The sequence below is a fragment of the Fibrobacter sp. UWB13 genome (genome assembly GCF_900177805.1).
Taxonomy (GTDB): Bacteria; Fibrobacterota; Fibrobacteria; order Fibrobacterales; family Fibrobacteraceae; genus Fibrobacter.
In genome coordinates this window covers 1574742-1591728 of record NZ_FXAX01000001.1, presented here as the reverse complement: position 1 = coordinate 1591728, position 16987 = coordinate 1574742, and the positions used below count along the sequence as shown (strand labels likewise).

General features: G+C 39.7%; 13 protein-coding genes. 3 read left to right on the top strand and 10 right to left on the bottom strand.

Features of this window, described 5'->3' with window-relative positions; translation table 11 throughout:
- Positions 1-41: 41 nt before the first annotated feature.
- The 5 genes from B9Y77_RS06660 to B9Y77_RS06640 all read right to left on the bottom strand — a co-directional run bounded on the left by B9Y77_RS06660 (position 42) and on the right by B9Y77_RS06640 (position 3305).
- Entirely contained in the window at positions 42-377 is a 336-nt protein-coding gene (locus tag B9Y77_RS06660) for a histone H1 (protein ID WP_085490931.1), read from the bottom strand.
- 234 nt (positions 378-611) lie between these two features.
- Entirely contained in the window at positions 612-1355 is a 744-nt protein-coding gene (panB, locus tag B9Y77_RS06655) for a 3-methyl-2-oxobutanoate hydroxymethyltransferase (RefSeq protein ID WP_014546826.1), read from the bottom strand.
- A gap of 126 nt (positions 1356-1481) precedes the next feature.
- On the bottom strand, positions 1482-2216 hold the full coding sequence (gene recO / locus B9Y77_RS06650) for a DNA repair protein RecO (protein ID WP_085490930.1): 735 nt from the start codon (positions 2214-2216) through the stop codon (positions 1482-1484).
- 24 nt (positions 2217-2240) lie between these two features.
- A complete protein-coding gene (locus B9Y77_RS06645; RefSeq protein ID WP_085490929.1) occupies positions 2241-2597 on the bottom strand; it encodes a histidine triad nucleotide-binding protein in 357 nt (118 codons plus the stop codon).
- 27 nt (positions 2598-2624) lie between these two features.
- Positions 2625-3305, bottom strand: coding sequence for a hypothetical protein (locus B9Y77_RS06640; RefSeq protein ID WP_085490928.1), 681 nt, complete (start codon positions 3303-3305; stop codon positions 2625-2627).
- 93 nt (positions 3306-3398) lie between these two features.
- Between B9Y77_RS06640 and B9Y77_RS06635 the strand changes: the two genes are divergently transcribed.
- The 3 genes from B9Y77_RS06635 to B9Y77_RS06625 all read left to right on the top strand — a co-directional run bounded on the left by B9Y77_RS06635 (position 3399) and on the right by B9Y77_RS06625 (position 6679).
- Positions 3399-4310, top strand: a complete 912-nt coding sequence (locus B9Y77_RS06635) for a lysophospholipid acyltransferase family protein (protein WP_085490927.1) — start codon at positions 3399-3401, stop codon at positions 4308-4310.
- A gap of 45 nt (positions 4311-4355) precedes the next feature.
- Complete coding sequence (locus B9Y77_RS06630; RefSeq protein ID WP_085490926.1) at positions 4356-5033, top strand: hypothetical protein; 678 nt, start codon at positions 4356-4358, stop codon at positions 5031-5033.
- Positions 5034-5182: 149 nt separating this feature from the next.
- Positions 5183-6679: a PP2C family protein-serine/threonine phosphatase gene (locus B9Y77_RS06625; protein ID WP_085490925.1), complete on the top strand. Its 1497-nt coding sequence runs from the start codon at positions 5183-5185 to the stop codon at positions 6677-6679.
- A gap of 58 nt (positions 6680-6737) precedes the next feature.
- Here the strand turns inward: B9Y77_RS06625 and B9Y77_RS06620 are convergent, their stop codons facing one another.
- From B9Y77_RS06620 to B9Y77_RS06600, 5 genes are read right to left on the bottom strand one after another with little or no spacing between them, the layout of a single operon-like run.
- Complete coding sequence (locus tag B9Y77_RS06620; RefSeq protein WP_085490924.1) at positions 6738-8534, bottom strand: hypothetical protein; 1797 nt, start codon at positions 8532-8534, stop codon at positions 6738-6740.
- Positions 8534-10909 carry a hypothetical protein gene (locus B9Y77_RS06615; RefSeq protein WP_085490923.1) on the bottom strand — a complete coding sequence of 792 codons (2376 nt, stop codon included), beginning with the start codon at positions 10907-10909 and terminating at the stop codon, positions 8534-8536. Before B9Y77_RS06615 ends, B9Y77_RS06620 begins: the two co-directional genes overlap by 1 nt.
- Positions 10909-12399, bottom strand: a complete 1491-nt coding sequence (locus B9Y77_RS06610) for a hypothetical protein (protein WP_085490922.1) — start codon at positions 12397-12399, stop codon at positions 10909-10911. Before B9Y77_RS06610 ends, B9Y77_RS06615 begins: the two co-directional genes overlap by 1 nt.
- Before the next feature lies 1 nt (position 12400).
- Positions 12401-15547, bottom strand: coding sequence for a DEAD/DEAH box helicase family protein (locus tag B9Y77_RS06605; protein WP_085490921.1), 3147 nt, complete (start codon positions 15545-15547; stop codon positions 12401-12403).
- Positions 15540-16985, bottom strand: a complete 1446-nt coding sequence (locus B9Y77_RS06600) for a protein kinase domain-containing protein (RefSeq protein ID WP_085490920.1) — start codon at positions 16983-16985, stop codon at positions 15540-15542. Before B9Y77_RS06600 ends, B9Y77_RS06605 begins: the two co-directional genes overlap by 8 nt.
- Positions 16986-16987 lie beyond the last annotated feature (2 nt).

Here is a 16987-nt window from a genome sequence, read left to right as displayed (position 1 = left end):
GCAGAGGTCTGCGGGTCAAAATCGTTGGGTCAAAAAGAAGATTACTTCTTTGCCGGAGCTTTCTTTGCTGCAGTAGCCGGCTTCTTTGTAGCAGTAGCGGGCTTCTTAGCAGCAGTAGGCTTCTTAGCGGCAGCCGGCTTCTTAGCAGCAGCAGGCTTCTTAGCGGCAGCCGGCTTCTTAGCAGCGGTCGGCTTCTTAGCAGCGGCCGGCTTCTTAGCAGCAGCCGGCTTCTTAGCAGCAGCAGGCTTCTTAGCAGCAGCCGGCTTCTTAGCAGCGGCCGGCTTCTTAGCGGCAGCGGGTTTCTTGGCAGCGGCCGGCTTCTTAGCAGCAGCGGGTTTCTTTGTTGCCTTTTTAGTAGCGGTTGTTTCGTTAGCCATTTTTTTTCTTCCTTTTTTGTTATTTATTTGTTGATACCTGAAAAATAACTTCTTTTTCACAAATAATCAACAATTATTTTATAAAAATTCAATTTTTTCTTGAAAAAATTTGTTATGGAAAATCGGTCGGATTGAAATTGTATGTAAAGAAAAAATCGACCTCTTCTGAGATCGATTCTGCCAGTAATAAAATTAATTATGTTGTTTGAATTTTAGGTTTTAGTTCGTTCGAAATTAAGCTCTTGCCTTGACACTTTCGATGTATTTCTTAACTCCTTGAACACCAACAGAATACATGTCTACGAACTTTGTGGCAAACGGCGGAATTTTGTTCGGGTGCATGCCGAGAGCATCGTGCATCACGAGAACATGACCGTCTGTGAACTTGCCTCCACCGATGCCAATGGTGGGAATGCTGATTTCGTCGGTGATTTTTTTGCCGAGTTCTTCGGGAATGTGCTCGAGAACGGTTTCGAAGCAAAGTCCTTCTACAAACTTGGCCGCTTCTTCAATGGCGCGAGCTTCTTCTTCGGTGCGGCCTTTCTGCTTGAAGTTTTCTGCGGTCTGCGGTAAAAGTCCAAGATGCCCGCAGACGGGAATTCCTTTTTCGTGCAAGAATTCGAGAACGCCAGCGGGTGTGCCTTCAATTTTTACGCTAGAGGCTCCCACATCCATGAGACGGCGGGCGTTGTCGTAAGCGGTTTGCGGATCTTTGTCGCTCAAGTAGGGCATGTCGGCGACTACGTGAGTGTTTGGGGCGCCACGGCAGACGGCTGCTGTGAAGATGAGCATTTCGGTCATGCCGATTTCACGGGTGCTCTTGTAACCGAGCATTGTGTTTGCAAGGCTATCGCCTACGAGAATCTGGTCAATTCCGGCGGCTTCTGCAATATTTGCGAAAGCGAAGTCGTAGGCGGTGATCATGGAAATCATTTCGTGCTTGGATTTTTTTGCTTTGATATCTTCTGGTGTTAACATGATGACCTCTTCACTTAAACTTTTTCAACTATGGGCAAATATACAAATAGTGTAAAGTTATGGCTATTTAGTAGCTAGTTGTTGGTTGTTAGTCATTGGTTATGGTTAATCGCTAATGACCATTGGCTACTGACCAAACAGCTTTCGTGTCTCGTTCAGGAATTTTATGGAGTGGATTTCTTTTAAAAATCCGATGTGGTGGCGCAGGTAGGTGAGGAGCGCGTTTTCGGTGAATTCGGGATGCTCGATTTTGTCGCCTGTTTGCAGCGCCCAAAGCCCATTGAGCGTTTCTAATCGTGCACGCGGGTGCTCGACACCGAGGCATGCTTGGCATACGAATCCGCCTGTTTCGGGGAAAAAGTCTGCGGCTGGCTTTTCGAGAGTGCGACCGCAGCGGCTGCAAGTGGTGAGGTCAAGATTGTAGCCCCACATGTCGCAGGTGTCCAGTAGCCACTGCGCAAAGATGCGCGACTTTTCGGTGGTAACCTCATCCAATTCGCGGATGGCTTGCTCCAATCGCTCAAATTCTTCTTGCAGGGGGACGCCTTGCGGTGCGTAACGCAAAATCATTTCGGTCATGACCTGCGCTTTTGCAAGGCTGAGTAAATCGTTGCGCAAGTTCTTCCGCCAGTCCAAAAGCGTTGCTTCCTTGATGAACTGCAAATCGGTATTCGGATTTTGGCGAAAAACGACTTCGCTTAACGCGAGCGGATCAAGGGCTCCCCGGAACGGAGATTCCTTTTTCTTTCCGCCCTTCACGATAAACGAGACAATCCCGCTTTCTTCCGTAAGTGCCTTGACGATAAAGCTAGAATCGCTGTACGGAAAGCGGTGCAGAACTATAGCGCGAGTTTTGATCATAAGTTCGCGGCTTTTATGCCGTGATTACTTCGCTGGGAACGGAGGCCAGCCCATTTCTTGTCCGCCAACGACGTGCAGGTGGATATGGAATACGGTTTGACCGGCATCAGCCTTGCAGTTGAACACAAAGCGTGCACCGCCTTCTTCGAGGCCGAAGTCCTTGGCGATGAGCTGTGCGCGGTAAAGCATCTTACCCACGAGTTCGCAATCTTCCGGCTTCATGTCCATGATGGTTGCAATGTGGCGCTTCGGCACGACCAAAAAGTGTACCGGAGCCTGCGGGGCGATGTCATAGAAGGCGAACACATCGTCGTCTTCGTAGATTTTCTTGGAAGGGATTTCACCCTTGATGATTTTGCAGAAAAGACAATTTTCACTCATAGTATGTATAATAGTAGTAAAAGGAGATTAGGAATTTTCGCGTTGTTTTAAGATTTCTTCCACTTTGCGGTCTAGTAAGTCGTCGAATCGCTTTTGTTGTAACGAACGCCCGTTTGCTATGATGACCTGCATAACTTTTATGTATGAGGCGAAAATCACGGTGGTCAATACAACTAGGGCGAGTCTTCCGGGGAAGAATAAGGACGAGAGGCACGCTGGGATTGAGAGAAACGTAGTGACAATGATGAATGCGAAAATCCATTCTGGAAGAACGGCCGGCTTAATCCCGTATTTCTCGAGCGTCGCGTTTTGCTTATGGAACAAGTCCTTGAAAATATATGCGTCAATGAAAGGACCTAATACGATACCGAGTAAGACTGCTTTTAGTGGGGTGAGCTCAGTGGTGGTGTATTGGTTCTGTTCCTTTACGGCGTAGTAAATCCATATACTGAATTTGTAGGCGTATAAAAGAAAGACTATGAGAAAGAATGCTATAGCGAGACTGGAAAAACAAAAAGCAAAGGATTCTACAGTAGTAAAGGATCCTTTTGTGTAATTTTTGAGCAATTGGATTAAGACTTCGATGGAAACCCAAGCAATTATTGTAAAAACAAGGAATATGAAAGACCATATAATGGCGCTTCTGCCGCGTCGGACGTTCTCTGGCTCGTCTAGAAAGAATGCGCTTTGCGTATTATTGCAAATCATAATAACCTCTAGTAGGTAATTTAGAAATAAAGCCTATTCAAAGTACAAATTATTTCGTTATTGTTTGTTCGATTTTCGTATCTTTAATCCGTAATGGTTTTCTTTGGTAAAATAGCGGCGGCGGTTTTTGCGTGGGGCGCTTATGCGGTGCTTAGGCTTGTGGGCTGGAAGCGTAAAACTGTTTTTGCGAACGTAAAGCATGTGGCGGGCGCTTTGTCTAATGCATTGAACGTGACTAATGCGCCAACTATCGCTCCCGTCAACTACGATGAGCTCTTGATAAACTTGACTCGTCATGTGGGCGAACTGCTGTTCTGCTTTGGAACGTTCAAGCGATTGCCCGCGGACTTCTCGAAGTACCCGTGTCGTGTGGATGGCTGGGATTTTGCTCTTGACGAGGCTGCCATTCCGGTGCTTGAAAAAATGCGGAGTGGCGGAATCTTTTTGACGGCGCATTACGGCAATTATGAAGCGATGGGACCGTGGCTTTGCCGCCTTGGAATTCCGCTTGTCGCAAGTTATATACCCGTGAAGCCCAAGTGGCTTAATAACATTCTTGAACGCAAAATCCGTGCGGTCGATGGCCGGAGTTATTCGGTGGATGCCCGGACGCCACGCGACTTTATACGCATATTGAACGAGGGCAAACTTTTCTGCTTGCTCTCTGATCAGGACTCCCGCATTCCGAGCGCACTCCCGGGAACTTTTCTCGGTCGCCCCGCGAATGTGAATCCGTTGCCGGATTTTCTGCTCAAGCATCGTCCGCAAACACCCGTATTTATTTGCTGGATGGAGGAGCGCGGCGCATCTCCGGAAGATGCATCTCTGAAATGCGCATCTTTAAAAAAAGTTCGCGTGCTCCATGCGATTGAGGTGGAAGGCCCGCGGATTCTCGAAAAATTCAACAAGTGGCTTGAAGAACGCATCTACGAAAATCCGAATCTCTGGTACAGCTTCACGCATCGTCGATTCTACAGCCAGTCGCCAGAAATTTATAACAAATAAGGGTCCTCGGCGCATCTTGTTACAAAGATTACTATCGTTACTTTTATGACCTTTGTCCCACACGAAAAGAAACCGTTACTTGCCCGAATTCTGGATTGGCTGAACGAGCCTAAAGAATGGCCTGCTTGGGTGCAGTTCGTTTTGTTGCCGCGACCGCTCGGGCGCAATAATTTTTTCGCGGCCCGTGTTGTTTTGTTGTTTGCAATGTCGTTTTTTACTTTGCAGGCTTTTGCTGGTGGCTATGAATCCTGGATTGCGCAATTCTTGCACAACTTGAATTTGCCCGTTCACGAAACGGGGCACATCGTTTTTAGAATCTTCGGAAAGCCCGTACTGACATCGCTTGGCGGCTCGCTTTTCCAGACCATTATGCCGCTCGTGTTTTGCTTTGCGCTGTGGGTTAAGCCCCGCGATTTGTTCGGAGCCTCCATTGCTCTTTGGTGGGCGTTCGAAAACTTGATAGACGTGGCGCCTTACATCGAAGATGCTCTCCCCATGAAGCTTACGCTTATTAGCGGTGGCACCGGCGCCGAAGCCCCTTACGGATTTCACGACTGGAATTTTATCCTCTCAGAAACGGGCTTGCTTTTGAAATGCGATGAAATTGCCTCCGCTGTTTATGCGGTGGGTTATATTGGTATGGCGCTTTGCGTCGTGTGGGGCGCCTGGAGTTTGATATATTATTTTGTGTTCCAACGTCAAAATAGCGGGCTTTTGGACTAGCTTAAAAAATCGTAAAAATGGCGTTTTGGGACCAAAAAGTGTGTTCTAAATCAGCATTTATAATAAAAATTGGGACCCAAATTACAATTTTTCCCTAAATAAGATATATTATAAAACTACAAGATTAGCATGTTGAGGGGCGCAGTATTATGAACACATCCCGCCATACAAAAATCCGGAGCGTAACGGTCCTCGTCGTTGCTGCTTTGTTGCTCGAACTGACGACCGCTGTGCAGTACATTTCTACACGCCGTGCCATTACCGCACAAATTAAGGAAATGGCTAAGCAAGACCTTACTTCTGCGAACCGGACCTTTGAAGTCAAGGAATTAGTCGAGGCCGCCATTGCGGCTGTGCTGCCCGAAGTAGAACGTCTAATCGATACACAACAGCAAGATTCATTGCACATGGCGTTGCAACGAGTGGTTGCGAACCATCCTGAAATTGTCGGCGTTGATTTTGCTTACCGAGTGGGGAGCGACGGTCTTCGCGATGGATACTTTACTTTTAGAGATGATGCGACCAACGAAATTAAGGACACCGTTATTGGGTTTGATTATACGGAACGCACTTGGTACCGCGAGGGCTTGCATGGCAACGGTTCTTGGAGCGAACCGTACATGAGCCGCTATTACGTGGCGCTGATGTCTACATTCTCGCGGCCAGTCCACGATCCTCAAGGACGTGTCGTTGCCGTTATTGGCGCCGATGTCCCAATGCGCGAACTCTCTTCGATGGCAGTGCAGTTGTACGATAACCAGCAGCGCTCTCTCATTCCGGTCATAATCTTCCAGCTGATTGGACTTGTGGTGCTTGGCTTTATCATGTATCGTAGCATTCTCAGCGTTCGTAAGCTGAGCAAAGTCAGTGCCGAAAAAGATTTGATGAATAGGGAACTCGGCATTGCAAACGCTATCCAGACGGCGATGCTTCCGCCACCGCTGCCCGAAAGCGAATTCCTGAATATCGTTGGTAGTCAGGTCCCGGCAAAACAGGTGGGTGGCGATTTTTATGATTATTTTGTGCGTGATGGAAAGCTGTTCTTCAATATCGGTGACGTCTGCGGCAAGGGAATCCCGGCGGCACTTGTCATGTCGATGACGCAGGCCGTGTTCCGCACGATTGCAACTAAAGTCGATGATCCATCTCACATTGTGATGGGAATGAACACGATGGCCAGTCGTGGAAATACGACGGGAATGTTTGCAACGCTTTTTGTTGGTGTGCTAGACCTTGCAACGGGGCGCCTGAGCTACTGCAATGCCGGCCATGAAAAGCCCATTATCATTACTGGACGTAATATGCGATATCTCGATGTTACCGCAAATATCCCTATCGGGGTCATGGAAGAAAAAAATTACAATGTCCAGGAATCGGTCATCGCTGCGGGCGATATGATTTTGCTTTATACGGATGGCCTCACCGAAGCCATGAACGCAAATGGAAAGCTGTTTGGATTGAAGCGAGTCGAAAGCGCAATTTGTGGCGACGGTGGAATGAATGCTGATGACAAAAATCGCGAGTTACCTGCGTTTGCGGGACCGCAGCAATTGCTGGATACCATGTCGCATGCAGTGTCCGAGTTTGTGAATGGCGCAGAGCAGAGCGACGACCTTACCATGCTTGTGATAAAGTACAAAGGGTAGGGGCGGGTTAATAGCAAAAACACCTAAAATAGGTTGACTATTTTAGGTGTTTCTAGTTTTAAGGAGTTTTGTTTATTTCAAAGCTTTCAAATTTCCCATATATTTTTGAATCGTCTCCTTTTATCCACTTTGTCGTGTTGTTGTTACGGCTCCATCTACAACCACAATTAGGACACGTTATCATAAAATTTAGAATTGTAGCCCCATCACTTAATTTACCAAATTTTTTGCAACAAGGGCATTCTAAAGCGGTTGAGACTAATTGATTCATTTCTTGTAATATTCTGACTTCTTTATCTTGTGCCTTTTTTAGTTCTATTTTTTCGTTCTTTTTATAAATTGACTGGCATTTATGTTCCATAAATTTCCGAAATTCAGATTCGTCATATTTTTTGAATATGTATTTGCTTTTTACAAAATTTTCGAGAAATTTAGTCTGGGGCAATTCAAATGGAAATTTGATTATTGTTAATGACCAAGCCCATTGTAGTAAAATTCTCTGTATTATTAGTTTGGAAAATACAGATTGTGGTGATATTCCGATTACAGAATTTTCAGAAGAATATGTTCCATATTGGGGCAACTGCCGTCCAAATATGGAAAGCATTGTATCTATAGTTTGTTTTTGATTTTGTTCTTCTTTGAGATAAGGCGTTTCTTGAGGGTAGATTAGAATGGAAATTTCATTATTGTTGCCATGATTATTTTTTAGTTGATGCTTGTATGATTCAGAAGGATTCGATGTTGCAAAAAAGAAACGTAATTTTTTGTTGCTGCATTCGAGAATGATTTCAAATTCGTTTATTGACGTTGTTGGCTTAATAATATCCCAACAAAAATTATATTCACTTTTAAAATTGTCGATGCAGCGTTTAACATAATAAATTTCATTTGTTAATAGTAGCTTTTGTTCTTCTTGTTTTTCTTTTTTAGAAAGTGCCTTTGAACATGAATTTAGAATAACCTTTTGGACCTTTGGCAAATATAGGTAGTGTTGATTATTCATTAGAATGTTGGTTGTAATGAACTGATTTATATCTACTTCTATATTAGGAATTCTCTTTAAATTTCTAAAGAGTTGTGAATTCCAAAAAGAATGGATTACCATTTGAATATGTTCGAGAAAAGCAATGGTCTTTTTAAGTTGTTCTCTACTTTTATCGACCTTTTCACTGCTGTAATTTGTTAGATATTTATTAACTTCATATAACATTCCATTGTAGTCAAGATTGTTTACAACTTCGTAATATTTCTGGATTTCTCCATAGCCATCATCAACACTTTTTAATTCATGAAGACGTTGATTAATCAAGGTATTTAGTATTTGACAAAGTGTATATAGCAGCCTATTTTCGTATGTTTCCCATTTGTCTTCACGAACTAACGATAATAAACGTTGTGGGTGTACACCCACAAAAGATTTGTTTCTCCAGTCCTCAGAATGACTAGCTAGATAATCTAGTGCTCGTGAAGCAAATTTTTTTACACGACTGGTTGGCTGTTTGATTTCGTCTTCTTTTAAGTCTAAAATTGGTCGAGAAATGATTTCTTTCATGTGAACTAGAGGATCCTTATGGGATACTTTTTCCGGATCGCTTTGTAAATATTTTTCTAGTCGATTTCGATCCATTTTTTGGGGGTCATCACATAATGCGAAAAATCCTTCTTCATCATTCACTAAAAGCGTGAAAGCACTGATTATTTCTTGCGGAATTGGAGTGGAATCTTTTATTTCGTTTTCAGAAAAATGAAACAGAAGATCTTCTCTGTTTAGGGGTTGGCTTTTTTTAGAGAAGATTCCTCCGCATGCCGGATGTTCTAAATCCGTTTCTTTTTGTAAGAAAACATCAAACATTAATTTCCTCGATCTTTAGCAGTGATGTCTTGATCTAGAAGCTTGATTGTTTGTGAATTTTCGTTCAGACCTATTCCTGTAAGAATTTCATCGCGAAGATTTTCTAGAGATTCCTTTTGTACACCGAATAATCCTGTTATTTTTCCTTTACGGACAATTTTTGTTGCGATTAAGTGGTCTAGAGCCATTGTTTGTGTTCCTCCGGCCGCACAAACTACGGGTACAAAGTTTTCTATTTGTCGTTCTAGGCGATTTCCAAAAGATACATCAAACTCTTTCTTTAATATATCTTTTAGTGTTTCTAGCTTGTTTTTTACCCAATCTGATTGATTTTTCCCATCTTGGCTATTTTGAGCATTGACAAAAGCTTCTCTTAAATCCGAGGCCGACCAGTGTGCGGCCCCTCTTTGAACTTCATGGTATTGATGTCGTTGAGTATTTCTTTCCATAACCATAACATGGGCTCGGTCGTATGTCTTATCTGCAAATTCCATGGTTGTTTCATCATGGTTTGCGGTTCCAATAAACCATACATTGGATGGAACTATGATTTTTTCTTTATTGAGATACTTTGGCCAAAGTTCTTTCTTTTCCATGATTTCATTGGAAATGCCTGAAAGTAAGTCAACTTCAAATTTATCACTTACAGAATTAGCTTGTTCCATTGCAGAAATAAAATCGGCAAAATATTGTTCTGGATGAGACAAGTTCATTTCGTCTAGAATGATAAAGAATAGTTTTTCTTTGAATGATGGTGTAGATGCAGTGTAAAGTCCTTTAGAGAATGGTTTTTCGTAGAATTTCTTTTCAAAAGCATTGTAATATCCAAGTAAATCCTGGTTGTCACGCCAACCAGCTTGCACTGGAACAATACAACTGCATTTTTCTTGATTGTTGGTTGTTGCTGAGTTTTCAATATTGTCTCCAACGATTGATGCGAATGCTTGTGCAAGTTTTGTTTTACCAGTACCACTAATACCCTGGAGTAAAATGAGACGGCTCATAGCGAGGCCTCCAACGAATAGCTGCAGGGTTTCTGGGGTATAGAATAAATGGGGGGTATATTGTGTTAGTCGGTAACCAATTGCATTGATAAATGTTTTGAGGTTTTTATCAGAGTGCGTGAAATTACTGTATTCTATACTGCAATTATTATCGATACTCTTGAATTCTGCGAATATTTCCTTATTTGCGTCTTTGGATGTCAGTTCGTCAAGCTTGTTTTGAAGTTGTTCTTGTGCTGCTTCTAATGCTTTTTTATGTGTTTCTAGAGTTCTGTTTAATGCTATTAAACCTTCATTATCAACAATCTTTTTTCTTAACTGACGTTTTTCTGCTTCTAGTTGATTTTTTTCTATAATAAGTGAATCACATTCGTCTTTACATTTCTGAAGTTCTTCTTCAAGGGCTTGTTGGTATTCCGCACTACCTGTTTGTTGAATGTCGAGTTGAAGTTTTGCGTTTTCTTCTCGGTATTTTTCAATCAAATGTTTGATTTCTGAAGCTGATTTTCCTCCCAATTCAGCTCGAATATCGTTAAACTGATTTAATTGCTCTTGTAGCTTTTTCTTGGAATCAAGAATTCTGTTTAGTTCATCTTGATGTTCCGTTTCTTTTTGTTGTAATTGTTCTTTGTAATAGTTTTCCAAATTTGTCTTGGCGTCGTCGTAAGCAGATTTTTTTTCTTTGTATGATTCAAGTTCTATTTGGCATTTCTCTTGGTCCTTTTCAAGATTTTTTTTTACTTCAATATACCTAGCTCGTTCGCTTTCTAGGTTGGCTTTTATGGATTCAATTTCTTTGTTGAATTTGTCTACCGATTCTTTTTCCCATTTTAATGCTTTGGCTTGAAAACCGGCATCAGCTTCAGCTTCTTTTTTCGATACGTTTATTTCTCTTGTTCCGATTTCTGTATTTTTAGTTTTTAGCTCATTTTCCCAGGCAAAAAGCTTGGATTCTTTTGTATTTTGTGTGGATTCTTGCTTTTTAAGACTTTCTTGGAATTCTTTAAGATCTGCTTCTTTTTGTTCTTGCTTACTTTTCTGATTGTCCAGTGTTTTTTTGAAATTTCCAAGTTCGGCTGTGTTGGTGTCGAATGTTTTTTTCGATTCTTTATATGCTTCTATTGCACTTTTTAGATCATTGAGTAGCTGTTCGAAGTTTTTCTTTTCATCATCTGACAATTTATTTCCTATATCAGAAATTGTTTTGATGTCTGATTGAACATTTTCAATTTTTGTCTGTACGTCTAGATTGGCGTCTTTGGGTGCTGAATCAACAATAGTTTTTGCATTGGTGAAGATGTCTTTCAATCCTGCGAGAGAGATTGTCTTGTTGTTGCCATTATCCTTTTTTGCTTTATTTTTTTTACCCATTAGTAAACCTCATTTAAAATTTTAAGTTGATTTTCGATAGTTTTAAAGAATTCTTGTAATGATTCTTTATCGGAAAGATTTTTATCGGTATAATAATCTCGAATACGCTTTCGTTCATCGCTAAAATGTCCATAAGCATTTCGTATTTGGGTCATGTCCATAATAAATTTTATGGATTCTGTGAATAGTCCTTTTTTTACGAGCTGGGATATAAATAGGGAATCTATTTGATGTGGCTTTAAGTGTGTCATGAGATGTCTAAGAATTAAGGATTTTAAGGAGGCTTCCTTTCTTTTCATCTCTTGCCAAACTTTTTTGTTTATGAATTGATTAATTATTTCAAGATCAAGTTTTAGATTTTTTCGATTTAGTCCAACCCCTAGTTCAAAAGAACGTTCTTTTTTTTGATTGTATTTTTCATTTTCGGTAAGTTTCTTTATGAGTTCCGACTCACAATCTACGTCTCTATCTCTAAGGAGGCCTTCGTACATAGTCTGCATTCGTATTAGAATAACATCGTCTTTTTCGTCATCGTTGTCTGCTTCAAGGACTTCTTTTTTTAGACTTAAAAACCTGCATATTTCGTCAATAACGCGTTCGCTGAATCTTGGATACTCTGCTTTAATGGCTTCCTTAAAATCTAAAGAAATTTCGATTTCTTTTAATCCTAATCGAATTGCAACTCTTTCGTCTATATCCATGCTTCTCGTTAGTTCCGTTTCAAGAAATTGCATGGGAATATTCGTAGTCGGTTCAAGAAGATCTATACATTCAAAGTGCTCGTCATCTGCGATTTTGGTAACTTTTACTAAAAGATAATCACAGGAATTTGATTCTCCAATCCGTTTCGTGATGGAAAGGATCTTTTCTGGAGGATTGATGTATTCTGATTTAATTCCATTATAGTCTGATAATGCTATGTCACTGTCATTGGATTCATATTCATCCCACATCTCAAAAATATCTTGTTCGCTAATATCGGGTAACTCGTTTGTAATTGGATTGATTTTGAATGGTCGGATTTCAAAGGGCTTTCCTTTGGATCCTCCCTTTATTAATGGATAACCATTTTCGTTTACATCGTAGTTCAATGACATTAATGCGTTTCGATGTACAGGATGCGGTATTAAACGTCCTGTTATTTTTGATTGCAATATGGTAATTCTTATTTTTTTTATTTCTACAACTTGCGACTCAACACTTTCTCTTAAATGCCAACCATTAATTGTTTTTGAAACTATGTTTTTTAATTCATATGTAAGAATATATTGGATTAAGCCTTCGTCGAGATTGGTCAAATTATGTAGTTCTGAAGTTGTTTTGTCTCCAACACCTAAAATTTTGACAATCAGCTCTGAAAAGTAGTTGCTAGGAATTGCGGCTTGTTCAAGTATAACATCCCATGCTACTACGGGTAATGCAAAATACAGTCTCGATAGGTTTTCTTTTTCTAGGAAATCGGCATTGCAAAATAAAGATCCTACATTCATTTTAGACCTCCGAATCAGCAAGACTGATAAAAGCATTCAATGCTGAAACTTTTTCACAAGCTTTACTTGTGCTAAACATTTTTCGGCTTCCGACAACAACCAATAGTTTTTTCTGACGTGAAAAGGCTACATTGAGACGATTATTCATGGTCAAAAAACCGAAAATTCCTTGATTATTGTTACGAACAACTGAAAAAAATACGATATCAAATTGCTTGCCTTGGAATGCATCGATAGATCCGATTTCTAGTTGTTTTTGTTTAATAGCTTCACTAAGGTTCAAGTCTTCTTTAGCCATTTGCTCTATAAGTTTAACTTGTGCACTATAGGAGGCGATAACTCCGATGGATTCTTTTGTTTCTTGAATTAGCTCTTTTAATCGTGTTATAATACGTTCTGCTTCAGCTCTGTTTTCTTTACTGGTTCGACCAGATTCTTTTCCGTCTACATCTTCCCATGCAGCACACATACATTCTCCGTTCCTTTTTTTATAGCGGGAACTGAAATGTATGCAGTCGTTGGATTTTTTTCCTGTTTTGATTTTATTATCCCCGTAAAAATTGGTGCTGATAAAATCGCCTAGTTTTTGAGGCATACGGTATTGGCAATCCAATGTTACTGTTCTGTTAATTCCGTCATTACAGTCTGTTTTGAGATAATTCCATAATGCTTCAAATAGGGATTTATCCATATATTGCTGTAAGTTATCGGGTAATTTTTCATCATCACTTTGTTGCATTTGTTCAAGGATGTCTTGGTCTACGAGTTGAGGCAATTGTTTGTGGTCTCCGACTAAGATGACTTTTTTTCGAGCTAGAGTGATTGGAATAAATAGGTCTAAAGGATTGGCTCTTGCTGCCTCATCTACAATTACATAATCGAAACCAAAATTTTCGTCACCAAGTAGATTTACGAAAGCGTCGCTTTTGGACTGTTGTGTTGTTGCGGCGAACGTTACCGCGTATTTCATCATAGCGTTACGAATTGACTTGAATTCGACTGATTTACGATACTCGTTCAATATCTGCATTAAATGAATGTCGTTATGTTTGATTCGTTCTTCGATGTTTGGAATGAGTGTTTTTTCAATATATTTCTGAAGAGCTCTAAATAATGTTTTGTCAGAAGACCGAATTGAGTTAGAATTGGTTTGGTTTATGCTTTTATTACGAAATTCATTTAACCAATCATAATCTTCTTTGCTTGGAATTGAAACGATAAAACTCTTTATATGATCGTATTCCTGTTCTAGTGTTGGACAGTTGAGAAACTCTTTTCTGAGATCGTAATAATCTAGTAGTTTTTTTATGTTTGCCGCTCCATCGTCTTCAAAACTAGTCGGTGTGATGCGAATCCCCATAAGTAGTTTGTAAAATGTATCGTTTTTCTCACTTGCTGAAAATTTTTTTTTCCATTGTTGAATGTCTAAAATTTCGTCAGTTGAAAGAAAACTGTCCTTTTCTGCCAATGTTAAAATTTCACTAAGCAACGATCGTATTTCATAAGCGTTTTCCGCGTCTTTTACGCAATGCAACATGAAAATGATGTGCTCATAATCATTGTATTTGTCATCGACTTTTAAATTTTCGATTTGTTTGTCAACGACTTTTGCGGTTTCTTCTTGCCATGATTTTAAGCCTTCGAAAATCTGTTCCTTATCTTTTTTAGCTCCGTAAAAACGAAAAACGGGTAACCCCCATATTTTGCTCCCTGTAGCCACATTATCTACCGCAACGTGTTGGAAGCTTGTTAGGAGAATGCTTGGAACTGCTTTTTTGTGTTTTGCATCTTCACTTTGTAATACATTTTGCAAGGCTCTGATAACGCTTGTTTTGCCTGTTCCCGGAGGTCCTTGAATTAAGGCAATGTCAGGCGAACTTAGGCAAATTTTAAGAGCTCGTAGTTGAGCTTCATTAGGCTCGTTATTCCCAAAAGCTTTGCGTAATATTATGTCGCTTGGTATCCTTTTCGGTTGTGTAGAGCTAAATGTAAAAGGTGCGGACTCGTTTAATAAATCTGTGATGGCCGGTATGGGAATGTTTCTAGAACGAATGGCTTCAAGTGCTTCTTTTCTTCTTTTAGCCTGAACTGCCCAAGGTTTGAAGTCTATTTTAATTAAAGCGTTGTTTAATTTTTCGTGTGGAATTTTGTCTTTTTCTGCCCAATCCCATAGCATGGTTCGTTGTTCACTGTTGAAATAGACGTTTTTTATGGGTAAATCTCTTTTGTTAGATGAAGAACTTACAGAAATGTAGTAGTCTTCTTTGAGTGCTTCATAGACGTTTTTGAATTTTTCTATGTTTTCAGAACTATTTTGTATTGTTGCATAGATTTTCCCGTCATTGCGCTTTGTGATTTTATCTGCACGCAAAATACCTGATGTTTCTTGTTGTTCTAGAAGAAATTTTTCATCAATATCATTATATTTTTTCCAAAGGTTTATGATGGAACTAGGGTCGGATGAACTGAGTGCAAATTGTGCTTTGAATATGGGGTTTGCTTCTATAGCATCTTTTTCACTTACAAAATTTATGTTAGCAATGCCTTTTTGAATGTTTAGGGCTTTTTGAGGCGATTTTTTGAAACCTTCAATTACAAAACAATTTTGAGTTCCGTTTCTATTGGTAATCTTTTTTTCGTTAATAATGGCAATCCAGTTACGACCTAGCCAGGATCCATCGAGTCCGTTGTTGCCGTTTATGATGCGTAGGAATACAGATTGCCCGTTATTAAGTTTGAATAAAAATTCTGTATTAAGCCATTCGATTAACTGTTCTGTTTTTTTAACGTATAAATTTTTAGGTAATCTCTCCAATAAGTTTTCTGTTACAACAATATCGTATTCTTGATCTGATTCACCGAGGATAGTCGGAGCTCCAAAAGACCAATGTATTAGTGTTGCTGTGATGAAATCATTATTTTCTGTTAGTGATTCTATGATATAAAGAGAGCTGTCTCGGAATAAGTCGTTGTCGATCTTTGGCCATAATCTTATATTGCGAGATTTAATATTTACAAAGTATCCACCCGATGTGTATTCTAATACATCATATTTATTAATTACAGCGTCATTATCAAAGTCAACATCCATGTAACTAGATTCGGATGTGCAACTAGAGGCTATATTGTATAGTTCTAAATTAACCATTGGTTCCTCTATATTTGAATCTTATGATTCCTGTTGCTTCGTGTAATTCTTCTTCATTGTTGTCGATTTTAAATGTGTATGAGGGAAAAATTAGATAGTTATCAATGCCATCTTGTGCTGAGAAACGTATTGGCATTTCTGGAGGAAGAATTGCTGTTTTTGCCTTTGCCGTGATTCTTTCAATGACCCATTTTGTAGGTATTTCTTCTGAAGTTAACTGCTTAACAATGATTTTATGATCTGTATTGTTGAACGACATTTCTACTTTTAGCATTTGATATTCTTTAAAGGGAATTTCGATAATCGCTGAATTATTTTGCGTGATGATAGTCTGTTTCCCGCATAATTCTACGTAGTTTCCATGCTGAACATATGCTTGGATGACGACGCATGCTTTAAGAGAAGTGTTATCACAGAACGGACACTGCTTATTTGCTTTATGCCTTAAATAGTGGGCTCCACATGATGCACAAATGACAAAACTATTTTCACCATGCTGTAATGCTTCGATCCATTCGAATAAAGCTGGTCTTTCCCTAGGACTTTGTTTTTTTTCGAAAGTTTGTTTGAACAGCTCTTTTAATTCCGAAGTTTCCATTGTGTCAATTGGATATGCTGTTGATGGAGGATTATTATCACCTTGTTCATCATCAATAAAGGGCAATTCGGCAAATTTAGCTTTTGCTTCCATTTGAGACAGATTTAGAGAATTGGCTTCGGTTACCAGTAGTCCGTTAAATGGGAATACTTGACGTAAGGTGTAAAATGCAAGAACCGCAAAACTCCATGTATCTGTAATAGCATTGTTTGAGGATAATCCTTTTACAACTTCGGGTGCTCCATAATTAGGGTAATAGATCATTCCTTCAAATTCGGAGGCTATCATGAGATTGTCACAGTCAATTAACTGAATTTCGTTATAGTTTGTATCACTAGATACAAAAACGTTATTTGGATTGAGATCTCCGTAACAATAACCTGAGGAGTGAATTTTGTCTAAAATTTCTGCAGTCTTACGTAAAATTGTGTACATTCGTCGAATGCCGCCCATTCGGTTAATGTATTCTAGGGGATTTTCATTATTTTTTCGAAAGAGACTGTTTATGGATACCATGTCTTCCATAAGTTCCATAACGTAGCCATATATGATATGGTCGTTACGTTCTATAGGTGCGATTTCGCATAAAGGTTTTGCTAGATAGGCTGGAAAATCTCGCCTGCACCTTAAATTGTTATAGCGCCTATAAATAGATTTGATTTTGTTTAAAGAGTTGTCTCTTGAAATGCTTAATTTGACAAGAAGATTCTTTCGTTGTGTTTTAAATACGGCGCCCTGACCACCTTCACCAATGCAGTCTTTTAGTTCGAAAATTTCGGAATTTTCTGTTTCAACTTGTGTTATTTGTTCTTTTTCTAAGAATTCTGTTGTCAAACCCATTT

Coding starts and splice junctions, on each gene's coding strand:
- B9Y77_RS06635 (WP_085490927.1), top strand. CDS start 3,399: ATGGTTTTCTTTGGTAAAATAGCGGCGGCGGTTTTTGCGTGGGGCGCT.
- B9Y77_RS06625 (WP_085490925.1), top strand. CDS start 5,183: ATGAACACATCCCGCCATACAAAAATCCGGAGCGTAACGGTCCTCGTC.
- B9Y77_RS06605 (WP_085490921.1), bottom strand. CDS start 15,547: ATGGTTAATTTAGAACTATACAATATAGCCTCTAGTTGCACATCCGAA.
- B9Y77_RS06660 (WP_085490931.1), bottom strand. CDS start 377: ATGGCTAACGAAACAACCGCTACTAAAAAGGCAACAAAGAAACCCGCT.
- recO (WP_085490930.1), bottom strand. CDS start 2,216: ATGATCAAAACTCGCGCTATAGTTCTGCACCGCTTTCCGTACAGCGAT.
- B9Y77_RS06610 (WP_085490922.1), bottom strand. CDS start 12,399: ATGAATGTAGGATCTTTATTTTGCAATGCCGATTTCCTAGAAAAAGAA.
- B9Y77_RS06600 (WP_085490920.1), bottom strand. CDS start 16,985: ATGGGTTTGACAACAGAATTCTTAGAAAAAGAACAAATAACACAAGTT.
- B9Y77_RS06615 (WP_085490923.1), bottom strand. CDS start 10,909: ATGGGTAAAAAAAATAAAGCAAAAAAGGATAATGGCAACAACAAGACA.
- B9Y77_RS06620 (WP_085490924.1), bottom strand. CDS start 8,534: ATGTTTGATGTTTTCTTACAAAAAGAAACGGATTTAGAACATCCGGCA.
- B9Y77_RS06645 (WP_085490929.1), bottom strand. CDS start 2,597: ATGAGTGAAAATTGTCTTTTCTGCAAAATCATCAAGGGTGAAATCCCT.
- B9Y77_RS06630 (WP_085490926.1), top strand. CDS start 4,356: ATGACCTTTGTCCCACACGAAAAGAAACCGTTACTTGCCCGAATTCTG.
- B9Y77_RS06640 (WP_085490928.1), bottom strand. CDS start 3,305: ATGATTTGCAATAATACGCAAAGCGCATTCTTTCTAGACGAGCCAGAG.
- panB (WP_014546826.1), bottom strand. CDS start 1,355: ATGTTAACACCAGAAGATATCAAAGCAAAAAAATCCAAGCACGAAATG.